The organism is Sinorhizobium sp. KGO-5 (genome assembly GCF_036245905.1).
Lineage (GTDB): Bacteria > Pseudomonadota > Alphaproteobacteria > Rhizobiales > Rhizobiaceae > Sinorhizobium > Sinorhizobium meliloti_A.
In genome coordinates this window covers 657,874-675,698 of the sequence record NZ_BDIZ01000002.1, presented here as the reverse complement: position 1 = coordinate 675,698, position 17,825 = coordinate 657,874, and the positions used below count along the sequence as shown (strand labels likewise).

Annotated in this window: 14 protein-coding genes and 2 pseudogenes; 9 read left to right on the top strand and 7 right to left on the bottom strand. The window is 61.8% G+C overall.

Annotated features, from left to right (window positions below):
• Positions 1-29: 29 nt before the first annotated feature.
• The 6 genes and pseudogenes from BHD07_RS12485 to BHD07_RS12460 all read right to left on the bottom strand — a co-directional run bounded on the left by BHD07_RS12485 (position 30) and on the right by BHD07_RS12460 (position 7,534).
• Positions 30-1,235: an efflux RND transporter periplasmic adaptor subunit gene (locus tag BHD07_RS12485; RefSeq protein WP_338280447.1), complete on the bottom strand. Its 1,206-nt coding sequence runs from the start codon at positions 1,233-1,235 to the stop codon at positions 30-32.
• A gap of 245 nt (positions 1,236-1,480) precedes the next feature.
• Positions 1,481-2,953: a trypsin-like peptidase domain-containing protein gene (locus tag BHD07_RS12480; protein WP_338280445.1), complete on the bottom strand. Its 1,473-nt coding sequence runs from the start codon at positions 2,951-2,953 to the stop codon at positions 1,481-1,483.
• Between the two features lie 249 nt (positions 2,954-3,202).
• A complete protein-coding gene (locus BHD07_RS12475) occupies positions 3,203-4,267 on the bottom strand; it encodes a sensor histidine kinase (protein ID WP_338280443.1) in 1,065 nt (354 codons plus the stop codon).
• Positions 4,267-4,704, bottom strand: coding sequence for a response regulator (locus tag BHD07_RS12470; RefSeq protein WP_338280442.1), 438 nt, complete (start codon positions 4,702-4,704; stop codon positions 4,267-4,269). Before BHD07_RS12470 ends, BHD07_RS12475 begins: the two co-directional genes overlap by 1 nt.
• Positions 4,667-6,197, bottom strand: a pseudogene (locus tag BHD07_RS12465) (sensor histidine kinase). Before BHD07_RS12465 ends, BHD07_RS12470 begins: the two are co-directional and overlap by 38 nt.
• Positions 6,198-6,253: 56 nt before the next feature.
• Positions 6,254-7,534: an MFS transporter gene (locus BHD07_RS12460; RefSeq protein ID WP_338280440.1), complete on the bottom strand. Its 1,281-nt coding sequence runs from the start codon at positions 7,532-7,534 to the stop codon at positions 6,254-6,256.
• Between the two features lie 354 nt (positions 7,535-7,888).
• Here BHD07_RS12460 and BHD07_RS12455 point away from each other — a divergent pair, with 354 nt between their 5' ends.
• The 6 genes and pseudogenes from BHD07_RS12455 to BHD07_RS12430 form a co-directional block, all read left to right on the top strand.
• Positions 7,889-9,283: a sigma-54-dependent transcriptional regulator gene (locus BHD07_RS12455; protein WP_338280438.1), complete on the top strand. Its 1,395-nt coding sequence runs from the start codon at positions 7,889-7,891 to the stop codon at positions 9,281-9,283.
• 221 nt (positions 9,284-9,504) lie between these two features.
• On the top strand, positions 9,505-10,296 hold the full coding sequence (locus BHD07_RS12450; RefSeq protein WP_338280935.1) for a DUF1614 domain-containing protein: 792 nt from the start codon (positions 9,505-9,507) through the stop codon (positions 10,294-10,296).
• A 134-nt stretch (positions 10,297-10,430) separates the two neighbouring features.
• Positions 10,431-11,510, top strand: coding sequence for a patatin-like phospholipase family protein (locus BHD07_RS12445; protein ID WP_338280437.1), 1,080 nt, complete (start codon positions 10,431-10,433; stop codon positions 11,508-11,510).
• Between the two features lie 80 nt (positions 11,511-11,590).
• Positions 11,591-12,157, top strand: coding sequence for a DUF1003 domain-containing protein (locus BHD07_RS12440; protein ID WP_338280435.1), 567 nt, complete (start codon positions 11,591-11,593; stop codon positions 12,155-12,157).
• Positions 12,158-12,601: 444 nt separating this feature from the next.
• Entirely contained in the window at positions 12,602-12,883 is a 282-nt protein-coding gene (locus BHD07_RS12435) for a hypothetical protein (RefSeq protein WP_338280433.1), read from the top strand.
• Positions 12,884-13,072: 189 nt separating this feature from the next.
• A pseudogene (locus BHD07_RS12430) lies at positions 13,073-13,174 on the top strand (transposase domain-containing protein); the annotation flags it as partial.
• Between the two features lie 131 nt (positions 13,175-13,305).
• Here BHD07_RS12430 and BHD07_RS12425 read toward each other — a convergent pair.
• A complete protein-coding gene (locus tag BHD07_RS12425) occupies positions 13,306-14,328 on the bottom strand; it encodes a LysR substrate-binding domain-containing protein (protein WP_338280431.1) in 1,023 nt (340 codons plus the stop codon).
• A 120-nt stretch (positions 14,329-14,448) separates the two neighbouring features.
• On the opposite strand from BHD07_RS12425, the gene BHD07_RS12420 reads away from it, so the two are divergent.
• From BHD07_RS12420 to hisC, 3 genes are read left to right on the top strand one after another with little or no spacing between them, the layout of a single operon-like run.
• Positions 14,449-15,492 (top strand): aromatic ring-hydroxylating dioxygenase subunit alpha, encoded by a 1,044-nt coding sequence (locus BHD07_RS12420; protein WP_338280430.1) that lies wholly within the window; start codon positions 14,449-14,451, stop codon positions 15,490-15,492.
• 12 nt (positions 15,493-15,504) lie between these two features.
• Positions 15,505-16,587 (top strand): FAD-binding oxidoreductase, encoded by a 1,083-nt coding sequence (locus BHD07_RS12415; protein ID WP_338280428.1) that lies wholly within the window; start codon positions 15,505-15,507, stop codon positions 16,585-16,587.
• A 41-nt stretch (positions 16,588-16,628) separates the two neighbouring features.
• Positions 16,629-17,738 (top strand): histidinol-phosphate transaminase, encoded by a 1,110-nt coding sequence (hisC, locus tag BHD07_RS12410; RefSeq protein WP_338280427.1) that lies wholly within the window; start codon positions 16,629-16,631, stop codon positions 17,736-17,738.
• The last annotated feature ends 87 nt before the right edge of the window (positions 17,739-17,825 follow it).

The following is a 17,825-nucleotide window of genomic DNA, read 5'->3' as shown; positions in this document are numbered from 1 at the left end:
GCCGCCTCCCCCATCCCGCTCCTGCCAATTCACCGCTTCCCGGCGATCCGCGCCTTGTCCCCGGCCTTCAGATTGTTCTGGCCTTCCGTCACCACCGTGTCGCCGGCCGCAAGACCGGAACTGATCGCAGCCTCCTGCCCGTCATTGGCCGCGACGACGACCGGGCGAACCTCGATGGTGTCTTCGGGGGTGATGCGGTAGACGAAGTCGCCTTTCTGGCTGGCCTGGATCGCAACGGCGGGAACGACCGTGGCCTGCGGCAGGGTCTCTTGCTCGATATCGACCTCGAGATATTGCCCGGGCCACAGCTTCTGGTCGCCATTGCCGAATTTGGCGCGCATCATCACCGTCCCCGTTGCCGTATCGACGGCGGAATCGATGAAGTCGAGCACGCCCGCGCCGATGACCTCGCCGCTACCGCTGAGCCGCGCCTTGACCTGCGGCGGGGAACCGGCATCGAGCCGCGCCTTGAAACTCTGCAGATATTCCTCCGGCAAATGGAAGGCGACTTCGATCGGATCGACGGAGGTGATGGTGACGAGGCTTGTCGGCGAGCCGCTGCCGGAAGTGCCGACGAGATCGCCGACCGTCACCTGGACGGCACCGAGCCGGCCGTTTATAGGGGCGCGGATGCTCGTATAGCTGAGCGCCACCTTGTCTGCCTCGACGGTCGCCTGGTCGGCGTCGACGGTCGCCTTGGCGGATTGCTGCGCGGCAAGCGCCGTATCATAGGCCTGCTGCGTGCCGCTCCTGTCGTCGCGCAGCGTTCGTGCCCGATCGAGTTCTATTCCGGCATCGGTCAAGAGGGCGGTGTCCTTCGCCAATATGGCTTGGTCACGGTCGCGCGCAGCCTTCAGGGCGCGGTCGTCGAGCGAAAACAGCAGATCGCCCGCCTTGACAACCTGTCCGTCCGTGACGTGGATCTCGGTGATTTGGCTCGAGACCCGCGCGTTTACCGTCACGGTCTCCGGAGCCTCGACATTGGCGAAGGTGCTGACGACGACGGGAAAGGCTTCCGTCTTGGCCTCGGCAACCTCGACAGCCGTTGCAGCACCTAGGGAGCCGCCGGCCCCTTTGCCCGCCGCGCCGTTGGGCCCGGCGGAGGGCTCGTCACTCGCATTGGCATGGACTTTCGACAGCGCAAATGCCGGCATTTTCGAAACGACCGGCGACACGACGACCCCCGCTAAGGTGCATCCAAGAGCGACTATGGCTGCGACAAACCCTCTATACATTACATGCACTCCGCTTTTCCGCGAGTGAGACGCGAGGCGAACATCTTCGCCGCTCTCGAGGAGCACCCGCCCATGGATTTGGAAACACGCGCCGATCCCGCAAAGCTGTGGACACCGCTCCATCCCAGAAGAACCGCGTGGTGCAGCCCGCATGTGGGGCGGGCTGCGCCTCCTGGAGTCCCTTCAATCCAGAACAACTAACGAGCGCCCTAGTTCGGCCCGTCATGAATGAGCTGGCCACTCGCTCACGCCTGGTCGAGTGGCAAGGCGATGAAATGGGTGGTACCGCCCGACTGAACGCGCACAAGCGCAGCAGACTTGCCTTCCTTGCGAAGCGACATCAGGTCGTGGCGGAAATCATTGGCACTTGACACTGCCTTGCCGCCGACGTCGAGAATGATGTCGCCGGCGGAGAGACCATGTTGTGCGGCCTCGCCATTCGGATCGACGGCGACGATGACCATGCCTTTCTGGCCGGGACCAGCGACCTTGCTTGCCGGAGCAATCAGAACACCAAGATTCTGCTCGCTCGGCGGTACGCTGCGGCTGTCGTTTGCTGCGACAACCTGGGGAGCACGCTCGGCGGGCATCGTTCCGAGGGTCAGCGAGATGTCCTGCGTCGCGCCATTGCGCAGCACGCTCAAGGTGGCTGAACTGCCCGGCGCCATCCTGGCGATCTGCTGCGCCAGCTCGCGCGGGTCATTGATCGCCGTGCCGTCGACGGCGGTGATGACATCGCCAGGCTTCAGACCAGCCTTCGCGGCCGGGCCATTCGGCTCGGCCTCGTCGACGAGCGCACCCTTGGCCTGCTTCAGGCCGAGACTGTCGGCGATGTCCGGGGTGATCTGCTGTTGCTGGATGCCGAGCCAGCCGCGCGTGACATGACCCTTGTCCTTCAACTCGGCGATCACGGCCTTCACGGTATCGGCAGGAATGTCGAAGCCGATTCCGACCGAGCCGCCGGAGGGCGAGAAGATCGCCGTATTGACGCCGATCACATCGCCATTGACGTCGAAGGCCGGCCCGCCCGAATTGCCTCGGTTGATCGGTGCGTCGATCTGGATGAAGTCATCATAGGGACCGGCGCCGATGTCGCGCCCCTCGGCGGAAACGATGCCGGCCGTCACGGTACCGCCCAGGCCGTAGGGATTGCCGATGGCGATCACCCAGTTGCCGACACGCGGGCGCTTGGCGGCAAAATTGACATGCGGAAAATCGTTGCCCTCCACCTTGATCAAGGCGAGGTCGGTCTTCGGATCGGTGCCGACGACCTTTGCGCTGTAATTCTGCCCGTCATTGGTCGTGACCTCGACCAGTTTCGCATGATCAACGACGTGGTTGTTGGTAATGGCGTAGCCGTTGGCCGAGATGAAGAAGCCGGAGCCCTGGCCGATCATTACCCCGCCACCGCCGCCGCTATCGGGAGAGCCGTCTTGACCCTCGTCGGCGGTCTGTTGCGTTCCGTCGAGCTCCACCCTTACGGAAATGACGGCAGGCTTTACCCGCGCGACAATATCGGCGAAATCGCCCGGCTCGGCCGCGGCCGGCGGTGTCGCCGCCTGCGCAGCAGCGTTCCAGCCGAACGCATTCGGATGCTGCAGCGCGACCGGTTCCATCACGATCGTCGCGAGACTCAGCACGGAGACGGAGGAAAGCGCGGCCAGGGCCGTCGCCAGGCGGCGGGCTCGTGAGTTCTGGGCTTTTTGAGATGTGGTCATAACGTGTTTCCTTCTCGTAAGTCGAAGTGGATGCGACTCCGCTGGACTGAGATCTACAAGGGCCAGAGGCAGCCTCTCAGCTGAAGTCCCTCGGGCCAGTGCGTCTACTCCTGATCCGTTCAACCGCTTCTTGCCGATCACGGTCATCAGGGGCTATGCACACCGCGTGCCAGGTACTAGATGATTGATTTTATTCGATGTTTTCCGACTTTTGAGCGATTAGCAGTGGATATCAACCACTCGATCAGGCTAATCCACCACTCGCGTGGCCTCGGCTCCCCTAAAATCGACAACGACCCGCGTGCCGCGGTCGCTTGCGTCGATCGTGACCACGGCTCCGAGCTTCACCGCCATCGCCTCGATGATGAGTTGTCCAAGCCCTGTGGAACTCTCTGCGGAATGCGATCGGCCTATTCCATCGTCCTCGACGCAAAGGCGAACGCCGCCTCCCGCCGGCGCATGCAGGGCAACGCGAACGGGACCCTCACCGGAAGGATATGCGTGTTTCATCGCATTGATGATCAATTCGGTGACGATAATGCCGACTGCCACGGCATGGTCCGGGTCTATCGCGGCCGGGTCGGCCGCAAGCGAAAGCCAGCCGTTCCCGTCGGGAGCGGAAGCGCCGATGTCTGCGATGAGCGCATGGAGATAGTTGTCGAGCGCGACCGTGCGCACATCGTCGGACGTGTAGAGGCGTTTGTGCACCTGGGCGATGGCAAGCACGCGGCCATAGGCGGAGGCGAGCGCCGCCTTTACATGGGGATCGTGGCTCATGTCGCTTTGCATCAGGAGGAAGGACGAGACGAGTTGTAGGCTGTTGCCGACCCGGTGGTTCACTTCGCGAAGCAGCACGGCTCTCTCGGCCGCAAGCGCCTCGAATCGGTCGCGCGCTGCTCGTACTTCGGCTTCCGCTTCCTCCTTCTCGCGCCGCAGCTTCGCTTGAGCCAGGGCGCCCTCGATCGCTACCCGTAACAGCGCGAGAAATTCGCCACCGACATCTTTGATGACGTAGTCTGCCGCGCCTGCCTTCAGTGCCGCAATCGCCACCCGACCCTCCTCCGAGCCGGTCACATAGACCACCGGCGGCGCATCGGGATCAGCGCGGATGGAAGCGAGCGTTTGAAGCCCATCCTGGCCCGGCATGTAATGGTCGAGCGCCACGACATCGATGTCGCCCGCGCGTAAGCTGTGAAGCCCCTCCTCCCCTGTGTTTGCAAGCCGGACAATGTAGCCGTGCCGCTCGAACTCCTTACTGACCAGGCGCCGAAGGGCAGGATCGTCGTCTATGTAAAGGAGCCGGATCAGCGTCATCAAGAATTCTCCGCCACTTGGATGACAGAGAAAAAGAGCCCCAATTGCCGTATGGAATGGGCGAAGCTTTCATATTCGACCGGCTTGGTGATGTAGACGTTGCAGCCAAGATCATAGCATCGCTTGATCTCATCTTGATCGTCCGTCGTCGTCAATATCACCACCGGCGAGCGCTTCAGATGCTCGTCTGCCTTGATGCGTTTCAAGATGTCGACGCCCGTCATGTCAGGCAGGTTGAGGTCGAGCAGTATCAGCAGTGCCCGGCCGGCATGCGGGTTACCCGCTTCATCCCCGCCGAACAGATAGGCAATCGCGCTCGTGCCGTCGCGGAACGCGACAATCTCGTTGCGTACACCGGCCCGCCTGATGTTTTTCTCGATGAGGCGCGCGTGGCCCTCATCATCCTCGATCATGACGATCGTGACGTGCGTGGTCATGGGTTTTTCTCCGGCAAAGCACCCGCCCTGCGGCGCGGCAGCGTCACCGTGAAGGTGCTGCCGCGGCCAGGATCGGAACGGACGGTAATGGCGCCGCCGAGGCGACGGACAAGAGTGCGTACATATGTGAGGCCAATCCCCTCCCCAGGACGGTCCTGAGGGCCCGAGCGTCGGAATATCTCGAAGATACGTTCTCGATCCTTGGCATCGATGCCCCGTCCGTTGTCATGCACTTCGTAGACGACATCCGACGTCGTCGCTCGACCGGTCACCCGAATCCGGCCGGGCGTGTCGTCGCGCAGGTACTTCAAGGCGTTCTCCAGGAGATTGGCGAAAACCTGCTCGAGAGCAAGGCGGTCGCCGATGCAGGGCGGCAGGGGCTCGATGGTGATTGAGGCACTGGCCTCCTGGGCCTGATAGCTAAAGCCGTCGGCCGCCGATCGGGCCAGTTCCCTCATGTCGATCAGTTCCAGGCGGAGCTCGCGGCGGCCCTCGCGGGTGAGCTTGAGAATGGCCTTGATCAGCCGATCCATGCGCGCGATCGAGTTCTTGATGAAGCCAAGCGCTTCATCAAATTCCTGCGCAAGCCGCTCATCCGGTTCCGGGTCGACTTCGAGGCGTGCCCTGAGCAGGGAAATGCGTCCGAAGAGCTCCTTGCGCAGCACTTCCAGCTCACCCGTAAAGCCCATGATGTTGACGAGCGGCGAGCGCAGGTCGTGACTGATGATATGGGCAAAGTGCTGGATTTCCTCGTTGGCTTCCCGTAGTTCGGCAGTGCGTTTCGCCACCGTGACTTCCAGGGACTCGTTTGCCTCTTCCAGCGCTCTCTGGGCGGTCTTCAGCCGGCTCGTCGAGTGACGCACCAGGGCCACCGACGTCGCCGCCAGGGCGATGATGAGCGATGCGCCGAAAAGGCTGGCGACCAGGAGCAAGTGCGCAGTGCTCTGCGAAGCGCCGATCACCTGTGACAGCAACTGCTGTTCGTGCCGGACAAGCTGCGCGATATTTATCCTAATATCATCAGCTCGCGACTGCACCAGCGCGTCACTTCCAACAGAGGGGGAACGGTCAATATCGCCGTCTTCCCGTTTGGCAACGGCCTCTTCGAGAAGAGCGAGCTCCGCCGTCACGGCCGCGTCGAGCTTTGCGACGAGCGGCAGGCGGCCCTCTTCGCCGACGGTACCAGATAGGGCCGCCTTGGCTTCAGCCAGCGCATTTTTTACGGCCTCCACGTCGGCGAGAAAGGCCTCCCGATAGCGCTCGGCTCCGGTGAGCAACAATCCGAGCTGATCGCTTTCGGCCCGCCAGACCTGCCCTTGCAGGTTAAGAAGTTTTTCCTTGGCATTGAGCGTCCAGATCACCTGCTTGGAATCGCCGCGCGCCTGGGCGACCAGCCATACGGACGTTCCGCTGATCATCACGAGAATCGCAAACCCGAGCGCCAGAAGAGAGGGCTGGCTGGCGGCGAGGAAACGCGAAAGCCTCGACATCAAGTTGGCACCCGCCCGGGCATTAGGCACAGCAAACATGTTCGTAACCGGCTCCACGATCAGGGCGATACAACGGGGTCTCTTTCCAGCCAGCCGCTATCCCCGCCTATATTATTATCCTGCGCCCTTCCGAATTCGACTCCTTTCGCCTCCACACCGAAGCCGGCCAGCAGCGCGACAGCCACGGCGACGACGCCGACGACGGCTGCAAGGGCGAAAGCATAGTCACCGTTATAGCGCTCGGCGAGCCCCGCCTGCAGGGTGGCATTGGCGGAGGCGAGGAGGTTGCCCAGTTGGTAAGTGAAACCCGGAAACGTGCCGCGGATGTCATCGGGCGAGAGTTCATTGAGATGCGCGGGAATGATGCCCCATGCGCCCTGGACGGCGAACTGCATGAGGAAGGCGCCGGCCGCCAGCAGCAGCGGAGCGGATGAGTACACCCAGAGCGGAATAACGGGAATGGCAAGCAGGGCTGCGAGCACGATGGCGCGCCGGCGGCCGATCCTCTCCGACAGGAGACCGAAGGTGATGCCGCCGAAGATCGCGCCGCCATTGTAGACAACTGCGATCGTTCCAACGGTGGTAGTCGAGAACTTTTGCTGCACCTCGAGGAAAGTTGGGTAGAGATCCTGCGTGCCGTGGCTAAAGAAGTTGAAGGCTGTCATCAGGAGGACCGTATAGATCGTCAACCCCGCATGCCGCCGCAATATGCGCCAGAATGCGCTCCGACCGGGCTTTTGGCGGCGCGCCAGGAAGACGGGCGATTCGTCGATGTTCGAGCGGACATAGAACACGACGAGTGCAGGCAGCGCGCCGATCATGAACATACCCCGCCAGCCAACCAGCGGGAAAAGCAGGAAGAAGGCGAGAGAGGCGAGGAGATAGCCGGCAGGGTAGCCGGCCTGCAGGAGCCCGGAAACGAGGCCACGCGTCTTCGGCGGGATCGTCTCCATCGTCAGCGACGCTCCGACGCCCCATTCGCCCCCCATCGCGATGCCATAGAGCGCTCGCAGGATGATGAGAACGGTCAAGCTCGGCGCGAAACCGGACGCGAATTCGAGCGCCGAATAGAGGAGGATATTGACCATCAGTGTCGGCCGGCGGCCAAAGCGGTCGGCGGCGTAGCCGAAGATGAGCGCTCCCAAGGGACGCATGGCGAGCGTAAGCGTAAGAGCGATGGTGACGCGTGCAATGTCGGTCCCGAACTCCTCAGCCACATACTTCATGACAAAGACAAGGATGAAGAAGTCGAACGCATCGAGCGTCCAGCCAAGAAAACTCGCGACGATGACGGTGCGCTGCGGCGAGGTCAGTGAGCGCAGATCCGATAGCATGGGCATGTCTTCCTCCTGTCCCTGGACGGTTAGTTGCGGCACCGACTTGATACGGCGGCGCTCGAGATCATGCGGTGCAGACCCGGCGCGTGGGTTTTTCTGGGGCGGCGCGCGCATCCGCGTCGCCGCCCCGGATGCTGATCACCAATCAAAGAACGGGCCAACAGCGAGGATCGGGGCTTTCGATCCGCTCTTCCAGGGAAACCGGCGTCTGCGGGGCCTTCGCTGTTTGAGTGAATCGGTCGGCGTGGATCGCCTGCTGGTTCGCTGCTGGGCCACGTCAACCAGTTTGGTGGTTTTCAACCAGTCCTGTAAGGGTTAGCGTGAGCGAGCCATAGCCAGGATGAAAATCGAGGTCCAATGAGTGACGAGCTTCTGATCATCGAGGACGACGCTATGCTCGGCATCGACCTCAAACGACATTTCGAGCGCGTGGGCTGGAGGACACGCCTCGTGCGCAGCCTCGAGGAAGCGGGCTCTTTCGTCTTCGGGTCCGGCTATGAAGGGCTCGTCGTGCTGTCGGATCTGCACTTGCCCGACGGCAACGCGCTTGACCTGTTGGAGCGCGCCCGCGGCGAGGGCGATGGCCGGGAATGGATCTTTCTCACTGGTTTCGGCGAGGCGCCGGATGCCGAGCGAGCGAAAAATCTCGGCGCCTTCGACTTTCTGACCAAACCGATGGATCGCGAGCGGCTCGAGCGCATCGTTGGCGCAGCGCGGCGCGGCGCACGGGCCCAGAGGCGGATCGCCGACGAAGCAGCGCAGCAGCGCAATCGCTATAGCCCGGCGGCTTTCATCGGTCGCAGCAAGGATGCCGCGCGCGTACGCGATACGCTGGAAAGGCTGTGCCAGATCCCACTCAGCAGTATCATCATCTCAGGAGAGACCGGCACCGGCAAAGGCCTTGCGGCGCGAATCCTGCATCACAGCGGTACGCGCGCCGACGGCCCGCTCGTTGAAGTTAACTGCGCGGCCATGCCGCGCGACCTCGTGGAGTCCGAACTTTTCGGCCATGAGGCCGGTGCCTTTACCGGAGCGAAGAGCAGCCATCGCGGCTTCATGGAACAGGCGAGTGAAGGCACGCTGTTTCTCGACGAGATCGGTGACCTCAATCTTGATCTTCAGGCAAAGCTCCTGAAGGCGCTCGAGGACAAGGCGATCCGCCGAGTCGGCGGCGAGCGGATGATACCGGTCGACGTGCATGTCGTGGCAGCGAGCAATCGAAATCTACCGGAACTCGTGGCCGAAAAGGCATTTCGGGCAGATCTCTATCACCGGCTCAGCGTCTTTCAGCTCGATCTGCCGCCATTGCGGGCCCGCAAGGCGGACATCGACGAGATCGTCGATGGTTTCATTCGTGAGTTCAACGCGATTGCCGGCAAGCGGGTTAAACGCGTTCCTGAATCCGTGCGTACGCTCCTTGCCGCATACGACTGGCCCGGAAACGTCCGCGAACTGCGCAATGTGGTGGAGCGGTCGGTGCTTCTTTCCACAGGCGAAGAGCTGCCGGGCGAATGGCTGCAGATTGCGCCGGGCGGTGCCTTGGCGAGCATAATGACTTCAAGCGACGTCATCTCGCTTCCTTTGGACGGTTCGATGACATTCGATGCCATGGAGAAGTTGATCGTGGAGTCGGCCCTGCAGCGCGAAGGCCAAAACGTCATGGGGGCAGCGCGCAGGCTCGGTCTCACGCGCGAAACGCTGCGCTACCGCATGGCTCGCTATGGCCTGCGGCGGCAGAACACGACGCGCTGAGAGCGAACGCAAGCCACCGATGAGTGGTGGTTATCCACCTTCCACTCTACGGTCCCGCTCCAATAGCTTAACCCAGACAAAAGCTTAGCCCACTGGCGCGGCACTTGCTTGCATCGCTGCGGTGGACCGCTGCGGTTGCCCGCGCGCGATAGCCGTTGAATGGAGGCAAATCGGTGCCGGCCATTCCAACAGAACACTCGCCCCAATATCAGGAGCCTTCGATGCGTTTGAGTCAACTTCACTACCTCCCTCTTCCTGCGCCCCTTTTTTCCGTCCTGGCGCTGTCGTTCCTTGTTCTGGTGGCGCTGATTCAGCTCGGAGTGTTGCAATATGCGTATACACGCCTCGGAATCAGCGCCCACGCTGCGCTGCTCCTTCTCCTGGGGTCACTTCTCGGCAGCTACCTCAATCTTCCTCTGGCGGAATTGCCTGGTCAGGAAGTCCTCTCCGGCCGGGTGGTGGATTACTTCGGTATGCGTTACGTCGTGCCAGTCGTCGTCGATTGGCCTGGGACCATCATCGCGGTGAATGTCGGCGGGGCGCTGATCCCGATATTAATGTCGATCTATCTGCTTTCGAAAAATGGGCTGTGGGGCCGCGGCTTGCTGGCAACCGCCTTCGTCGCCGGGGTCTGCCACTGGCTCGCTACACCGGTGCCCGGTCTCGGCATTGCGTTGCCGGTGTTCGTTCCCGCGATCAGCACCGGCCTCGTGGCTCTGCTGCTTTCCCGACAATATGCGGCGCCGCTTGCTTACGTCGGCGGCAGCCTCGGCAGCCTCGCCGGGGCGGACCTGCTCAATCTCGGAAATCTGCAAGGTCTGGGCGCCCCCGTCGCCTCGATAGGTGGCGCCGGAACATTCGACGGGATCTTCGTTACTGCGATCCTTGCCGTGCTCATCGCGAGCCTCTCTCGCGGTTTGCGCGGCTCGCAGACGAACCGGCTGTCCTCAGCCGCGACAATGCCCGAAGCGCCTGCACACGGGCCCTCCGAGGCGGGTCGTGGTCACCCATGACGTGGGCGCAATCCCCCAATCATGACGGGCGCAGGCGCCTGAGTGAGGGCGAACGCTCGTGGAATCAATGAGTTGCCGTGCTGGCACGTGGCTTGCTTTGCCTTGATGAGGCCCTACTGCCGACAGGAGCGATCATGCGAGCTTCAGACATCCGGAAACTCAACCGCCAAAAGAACGGATACGGCCCGGCCGCACTCGTCCTTCAGGGCGGAGGCGCTCTTGGCGCATACCAGGCCGGCGTCTATCAAATCCTCTCGGAGCACGGCTGCGAGCCCGATTGGGTCTGCGGCGTCTCGATCGGCACGATCAATGCGGCGTTCATTGCCGGCAATGAACCCAAGGATCGTCTGCCTCGCCTGAAGGCGTTCTGGGAGCGCACCACCTGCGCCTTTACCTGGCCCGCCCCGGCATGGGACACGACTGCGCGCCGGTTCTTCAACGCGGTCAGCAGCGGTGCATCGGTACTCGCCGGGCAACCCGGCTTGTTCCAGCCGCGCCTGCCTCCCGCAGCATGGCTGCAACGACGCTCCCCGGATGTCGTCAGCGTCTATGACACGAGCGCGTTGCGCGAAACGTTGGAGGAGCTCGTGGACTTCGGTCGCATCAACGCCGGCAGGACTCGCCTTTCTCTGGGCGCGGTCAGCGTCAGCACGGGCAATGGCATCTACTTCGACAGTGCCGAGCGCGCGATCACCGCCGATCATGTGATGGCCAGCGGAGCGCTTCACCCCGGCTTCCCTGCCATCTGTATCGACGGCGAGTTCTATTGGGATGGCGGCCTGATCTCCAACACCCCTCTCGTCCATGTTCTCGACGAGGGGCCTAAGCGGGATACGCTCGTGTTCCAGGTGGACCTCTTCGATGCGCGCGGAGAATTGCCCGGCGACGCTATCGAGGTCGAGGAACGTCGAAAGCACATTGCGTTCTCAAGTCGAACGCGGTTCAGCACCGATCATTTCCAGGAGTTGCATAGGCTGAGGCGAGCGGTCGTCAAACCGTTCGAGCAATTGCCGTTGCACGCAAGACAGGATGCAGAGGTGCAGCGGCTCCGAGACCTTGGCATGCCTCATGCGGTTTCGATCGTGCACCTGATCTCTCGGAGCAGGAATTTTGAATGCATGGCGATAGATTGCGAGTTTTCGCTCTGGATCGAGCCGGCGGCCGAAGAAGACGGTGTTCGGATCTTCGACCTCGCTGGAAAGGGCGCCGACTGACACGGCTTGAGGAGTGCATGCCGTGTCAAAGTGCTCTCCTGCCGCGATTGACATCGCTACTTCGAAGCGCGGAGATGAGAATGCAAAACAAGACCATCGCCGAACTGGCGGACCGCTGGCTGGACGAGGATCCCGGCGACCTCAGCGAACTTGAGCAAAGGGTGCTGCGAAGCGCCCTCGAAAAGCGCGCGGTTTCTACCGACCGCAACGAGGCCTATGACAGGGAGCTGACATTTGGCGAACGCGTGGCCGACGAAATCGCCCGGGTAGGTGGCTCGTGGACGTTCATCTTCGCCGCCTTCGCATTTCTGTTGCTGTGGACCGTCGGAAACAGCCTGCTGCTCGGGCGTGACCAGTTCGATCCCTATCCTTACATTCTGCTCAACCTCGTACTGTCGATGCTCGCAGCACTTCAGGCGCCGGTGATCATGATGTCGCAGAACCGACAGGCAGCGCGCGACCGCCTGGATGCCGCACACGATTATCAGGTCAATCTCAAGGCCGAGATCGAGATTTTGGCGCTGCACGACAAACTCGATGAACTGCGCCGTAAAGAGATCCTGCAGATACGCGACCAACTAGCTGAACTGGCGAGCCACCTGCAGCGCATCGAGGAAGGTGCGGCTGCGGAAAGCCGGCCGGAATAGCGAGTATGGGAGACCTCTATTGAGCACAGAAGGAGAGCATCCATCGTCTTGTCGCCCGGTAATCGCTGCTCACCGTGGCGCTGTTCAAACCATCCAATCTGACGCATGCATGAAGACGCATGCGTGAAAATGCACGACATAGCTTACAGTCTTGCACTGCACGATATAAAATTCTCTATGGAGAATTGAATTTTATTAACCTCGAATATATCGCCAGTAGTTCTATGCACACTGTTCGAATATCACCCATACGCGGTGGAGTATACTACGAACATTTCGTCGAGATGGTGGCAGACAATATTAATTATTATTAAGATGACTATCGACATAGCGGGACGTATTATCATTTTGAGGCTGAATACTACTAGCGACGAAAGTCGCGACACGCAGTATGAGACAGCCCGACTGGAAGCTCATGCTTCCCCAATTTTAGGAGACGTTAAAATGCGCTCGTTTATCAAGACATCCGCAATGGCAGTAATCGCCCTGTCACTGGCCGCAGGCGGCGCTTTCGCAGCCGAACATCACGGGCACGAGGACCGCAGCATTTCCTCGAGCGGCCCCTACGATGGCGACTATTATCAAGGTATTCTCGGCGACGACGGCGCCGCGACGCCTGCCCAACCTGTGTACCGACCCACAGCTTCTGTGATGCCGAACCGATCTCACGCGCGGCTGCAAAAGGATGTACATCGGCTCGAGTGGGACCTTGCACGGTCCGGCTGAAGCCGAAGCGCCGAGGCGGATACCGCCCGCGAAGCTGGGCTGTTCGTGAAAACAGTGCAGCGCCTACAGAACACCGCCGCAGCTAAACTGCGGCGGTGTTTTTCGGAATGAGCGGCTACGGTGCTGCGGCAAAGAATGTCCGCACCCCCACCGAGGCTGCGTCGAAACGCCTGCTGTCGTGTGATCTTGGCAAAGATGAATGACGTCGATCCGCTTGCCTGGCTCACCCAGACCCCCGAGCGCATTGCCAACGGCTGGCCGAGCTCAGAAATCGACGCGCTGATGCCGTGGCTACCACCAGCTCGTTCAGAAACCTGGTCACTGATCAGCTCGCCGCGCCTTGGTGGCTCGTCCGCGGGTGCCTCCGCAGCGCAGACCATCCTGCAATCATCTTCCAACCGAATGCAGAGAGGAGGGCGTTGTTAGGGTTCGATTGCCCCGCTTGGCAACTGCCTTCCATCGCCACCCTGCTGAAACCCTGCTTGAACTGTGTCCGTGCGTTTCGATCTCGCAGCCTCTCCGGGGCTCAAACTTGGAGCAGAAATCGCGTCCTGTTGCTTCGCGACACCCACCAACCATTTGTGAAATCTCTGCCCGAACGGCTTTTCAAGGGTGGTCCTGTCCCAAGCCAGGTAATAGCTTTCGGGCAAGCGCATGCGGATGTCGAACGGGACGATCAGCGTGCCCGCGGCAACCTCCTCCTGAACCATCGAAAGCTGCGCAAGCACGAAACCTCTCCCGTTTGCGGCCGCATCGATGGCGCTGCTCGATAGCGTGAAGGAGAGACCGGAGAAGGTCTGATGCCCGTCGGCTGAGATCAGCTTCGCCCAATCCTGCCATTGCGGCGAAGCCTTGTAGTCGGCCTCCCATTCCACATTGAGGAGCGGAAACGTCAGGATGTCCTGCGGGCGCTGGGGGACGCGGTTGGAGATCAGCGCAGGCGAACAGGCGGGGACGACCCAGTCGGTGAACAAATGTGCGACGTGCTCATGCACGTGGGAACGTCGACCGTAAGTGATACGGAAATCCACCTCTTCGATGCCGAGCCGCGGTTCTTGCTCCTGGCCGAGAATTCGGACGTTTGAGTCCGGACAGAGGGCTTGCCAATCGAAGATTTTACGGCTGAGCCACCGGCTCGCAACGGATGACAGCGCGCTGAGCACGATTGCGCTCTCGTTCCTGGCACGCGTCAGAACGTTGGCAGCATGGGAGAGCTGCTGAAACCCCTTCGCGACCTCGCGGTAATAAAGCCGTCCCCAGGTCGACAGTTCCACCCGCCGCCCCCGGCGCTCCAGTAGCGTCAATCCAAGACATTGCTCCAGATTGCGCACGAGCTGGCTGACCGCACCAGGAGACACACCGAGGTCCTCCGCAGCCGCGCTAACCGTGCCGCAGCGGCCTATAGCTTCGAAAGCCTGCAGGCCCCGCAGGGATGGATTCGACATGTCACGCACTCTCACTTCGGCGTCCAATTTAGATTTTCTAAAATAGAATGCAGGTACTGGCAACTTGTTGGCATCAAAAAAACTGAGAACATTGCCTTAGCAAAACGCAAGGAGAGCAGGATGTTTCTCAAGAATGCATGGTACGTCGCAGCCTGGGATCATGAAGTTGGCCGCGAGTTGAAACCGGTCACAATGCTCGGCGAGAACATCGTCCTTTACCGCCTGCAGGATGGTCAGCCGGCTGCGTTGGAAGATGCCTGTCCCCATCGCAAGCTTCCGCTTTCGATGGGTCGAATTAAGGGCGACGATGTCGAGTGCGGCTATCACGGCCTGACCTTCGACTGTTCCGGCACCTGCACCCGCGTGCCCGGCGCCGAGCGTATCCCACACGTCGCCAAGGTGCGCTCCTACCCGATTCATGAGCGCTACGGATTGCTCTGGGTCTGGATGGGCGATGCCGCAAAGGCTGACCCGAAGGATATATTCGAGGTGGAGCATTTCGACGATCCCGCCTGGGGCATCAATCGCGGCGAGTCGATGACGCTCAACTGCAACTATCTCTACATGACGGACAATCTGCTCGATCCGTCCCATGTCGCCTGGGTACATCAGTCGTCCTTCGCAAGTTCGGCCTGCGAGGAAACGCCGCTGGAGACGACCGTGAAGGATGATGGCGTGACCGTTTGGCGCTGGATGATCGACTCCGAGCCGGCGCCCTTCTATGCGCCCTTCCTTCAATTCAAGGGCAATACCGACCGTAAGCAGCATTATGAGGTCCGCTACCCAAGCAATGCGATCATCAAGGCCATCTTCGCACCGGCTCATACAGGCGGGGAAGGCCGCGCACTACCGGAAGACACCTTCCTCATGGACAGCTACAACTTCATGACGCCGGTCGATAAGAACCGGACCAAGTACTATTGGTTCCAGATGCGCAATTTCGCGCCCGATGATGCCGAAGTCTCGGTGCGCTTCGCCAAATCCGTGCGTGGGGCCTTCGAGGAGGACCGTGTGGTGCTGGAGGCCGTCCATCACGGCATGGCCAACAAACAGACGCCTAACCTCGACCTGAAGATCGATGTTGGACCGATGCGCTTCCGCCGCAAGCTGGCGCAGATGATCGCCGCCGAGGCGCAAGCTCCTGCCACCGCCGCCGCAGAATAAGGACTGCCCCGGATGAACGACGCCGCGGCTTCGCGCTTCCGCCCATTCGAGGTCGTCTCGAAGGTGCGCGAAAGCGCCACCATCACCTCCTTCCATCTCGCGCCGCTCGATGGCAGCCACTGGCGGTCATTCGAGGCCGGGCAGTTCCTCACGCTACGCGTTCCGGATGGTCAGGGCGGCCATGTTTTGCGCAACTATACCGTCTCATCTTCGCCCCGCGAGGAAGGCATCTACAGGATCACGGTGAAGCGCGAGGCAGCCCCGTCCGACGAGGTGCCACAGGGCCTTAGTTCCTGCTGGCTGCATGACGTGGTCGAGCCCGGCGCCGTCATAGAGATCGACACGCCGCGCGGTGGCTTCAAGCTCGATACGGCCAGCACACGGCCCGTGGTCCTGCTGTCCGGCGGCGTCGGGCTCACACCGACGGTCTCGATGCTGAATGTGCTGGCGCGGGAAAGCGAGCGGCCCGTTTGGTTCATCCATGCCTGTGACAGCGCCGAAGTGCATGCCCTGCGCGGCGAGGTGGAGACGCTCGCCTCGTTGCGTACCGGGATCACCGCCCATTTTTGCTATCGCTTCACCGAGAACTGCGCGCGCTGCCATTCGACGGGCTTCCTGTCCCGCACCACACTGCAGAGCCTTTTGCCGCTCGACGACTACGACGTCTACATGTGCGGCCCGCCACCCTTCATGCAGGCGCTTTACGGCATCCTGACCGAACTTGGCGTGCGCAGGGAACGCATCGCCTATGAATTCTTCGGTCCGGCGAGCCTGCTAACGGCGGAGGACGAGACGACCGCTCTGAAGGCACCGCCCGCGCCGGTGGCGGTCAACGGCCGCGGCGTGCAGATTGTCCTCAAAAAATCGGGGCGCAGCTTTGCCTGGGACGGCAATAGCGATTCCATCCTCGCCTTCCTGGAAGCGCAGGGGATCGAGCCCGCCTTCTCCTGCCGGGCAGGCGTGTGCGGAACCTGCGAGCAAGGCCTCTTCTCCGGCGAGGTCGACTATTTCGAGGACCCGCTCGACGACCTGCCGGCCAACCGGGTGCTGCTGTGCTGTACCCGCCCGAAATCCTCTGTCGTGCTCGATCTCTGACCCAGGCAGCGCCTGATCCCGCATTCATCCAAGGAGGCCTCATGACAAATCCGCTTCACACCGAGCTCCCGCTAAATCCGCATGTTGTCGGTCTGCCGCCTTACAATGCCGGGATGAATATCGCCGCAGCAAGGCAGCGCAGCGGCTTCGAGGATATCGCGGCGCTCGCCAGCAACGAGAACCCGGATGGCTGCTCTCCGAAAGTCGCGGCGGCGCTCGCCGGCCTCAATCCGGCGCGGTATTCCGATCCCGCCTGCACGGCATTGCGCGCTGCACTCGGCGAGAAACTCGGGCTCACTACGGACCGTATCGTCGTCGGCAACGGTTCGGAAGAAATGATCGCGGCCGTTTGCCGGGCGGTCCTGCGGCCCGGCGCCGTCGTCGCCACCGTCTGTCCCGGCTTCGGCCTTCACGAGATAGAAGCACTCGCCAATGGCGCCGTTATCGAGAAGGTCGCGATGCGGGCGAACCTCGATTTCGACATTCCGGAGATCCTCGCCGTGCTCGAACGGGCGCCGACTATCTTCTTCCTGTCCTCTCCCTCCAATCCGGTCGGCCCGGCGCTCGACCGCGACAGCCTCGACCGCATCGTCGCGGCGGTTCGTCCGGAAACGCTTCTGGTGCTGGACGAGGCCTATTTCGAATTTACCGATGACGAGCTGCCGGATGGCCTCGCCGTACTCTCCACCTCGCCCCTGTCCTTCGTGGTGCTGCGCACCTTCTCAAAGGCCTATGGACTGGCGGGGCTGCGGGTCGGCTATGCCGTGACCTCGGATGCACGGCTCGCGCGCGCCATGACCGCCGCCAAGACGCCGTTCAACGTCAATGCCGCGGCACAGGTCGCGGCAGTCGCCGCCCTTCAGGATGAGGCGTGGATGACGGCCTCTGTGACGCGGCTGAAGGCCGAGCGCATGCGTGTGGCCGATGCCATTACCGCAATGGGCCTGACGGCAGCGCGCTCGCAGACGAATTTCCTGTTCCTCGACGTGCGCCGGGACAGCGAGGCGGCGATGGATCACTTCCTATCGGGGGGCATCGTCGTCAAGCCTTGGAAAGAAAAGGGCTTTGAAAGCTTCATCCGCGTGACGATCGGCACGCCGTCCGACAACGACCGTTTTCTCGACGCGCTTCGCGCTTTCGTCATGGGGTGACGCCGGGCGTCCCCTCACCAAACAAAACAGGGACCGGACCACGGCCCACGGCCCACGGCCCACGGGAACGAACAATGAGCGGAAACG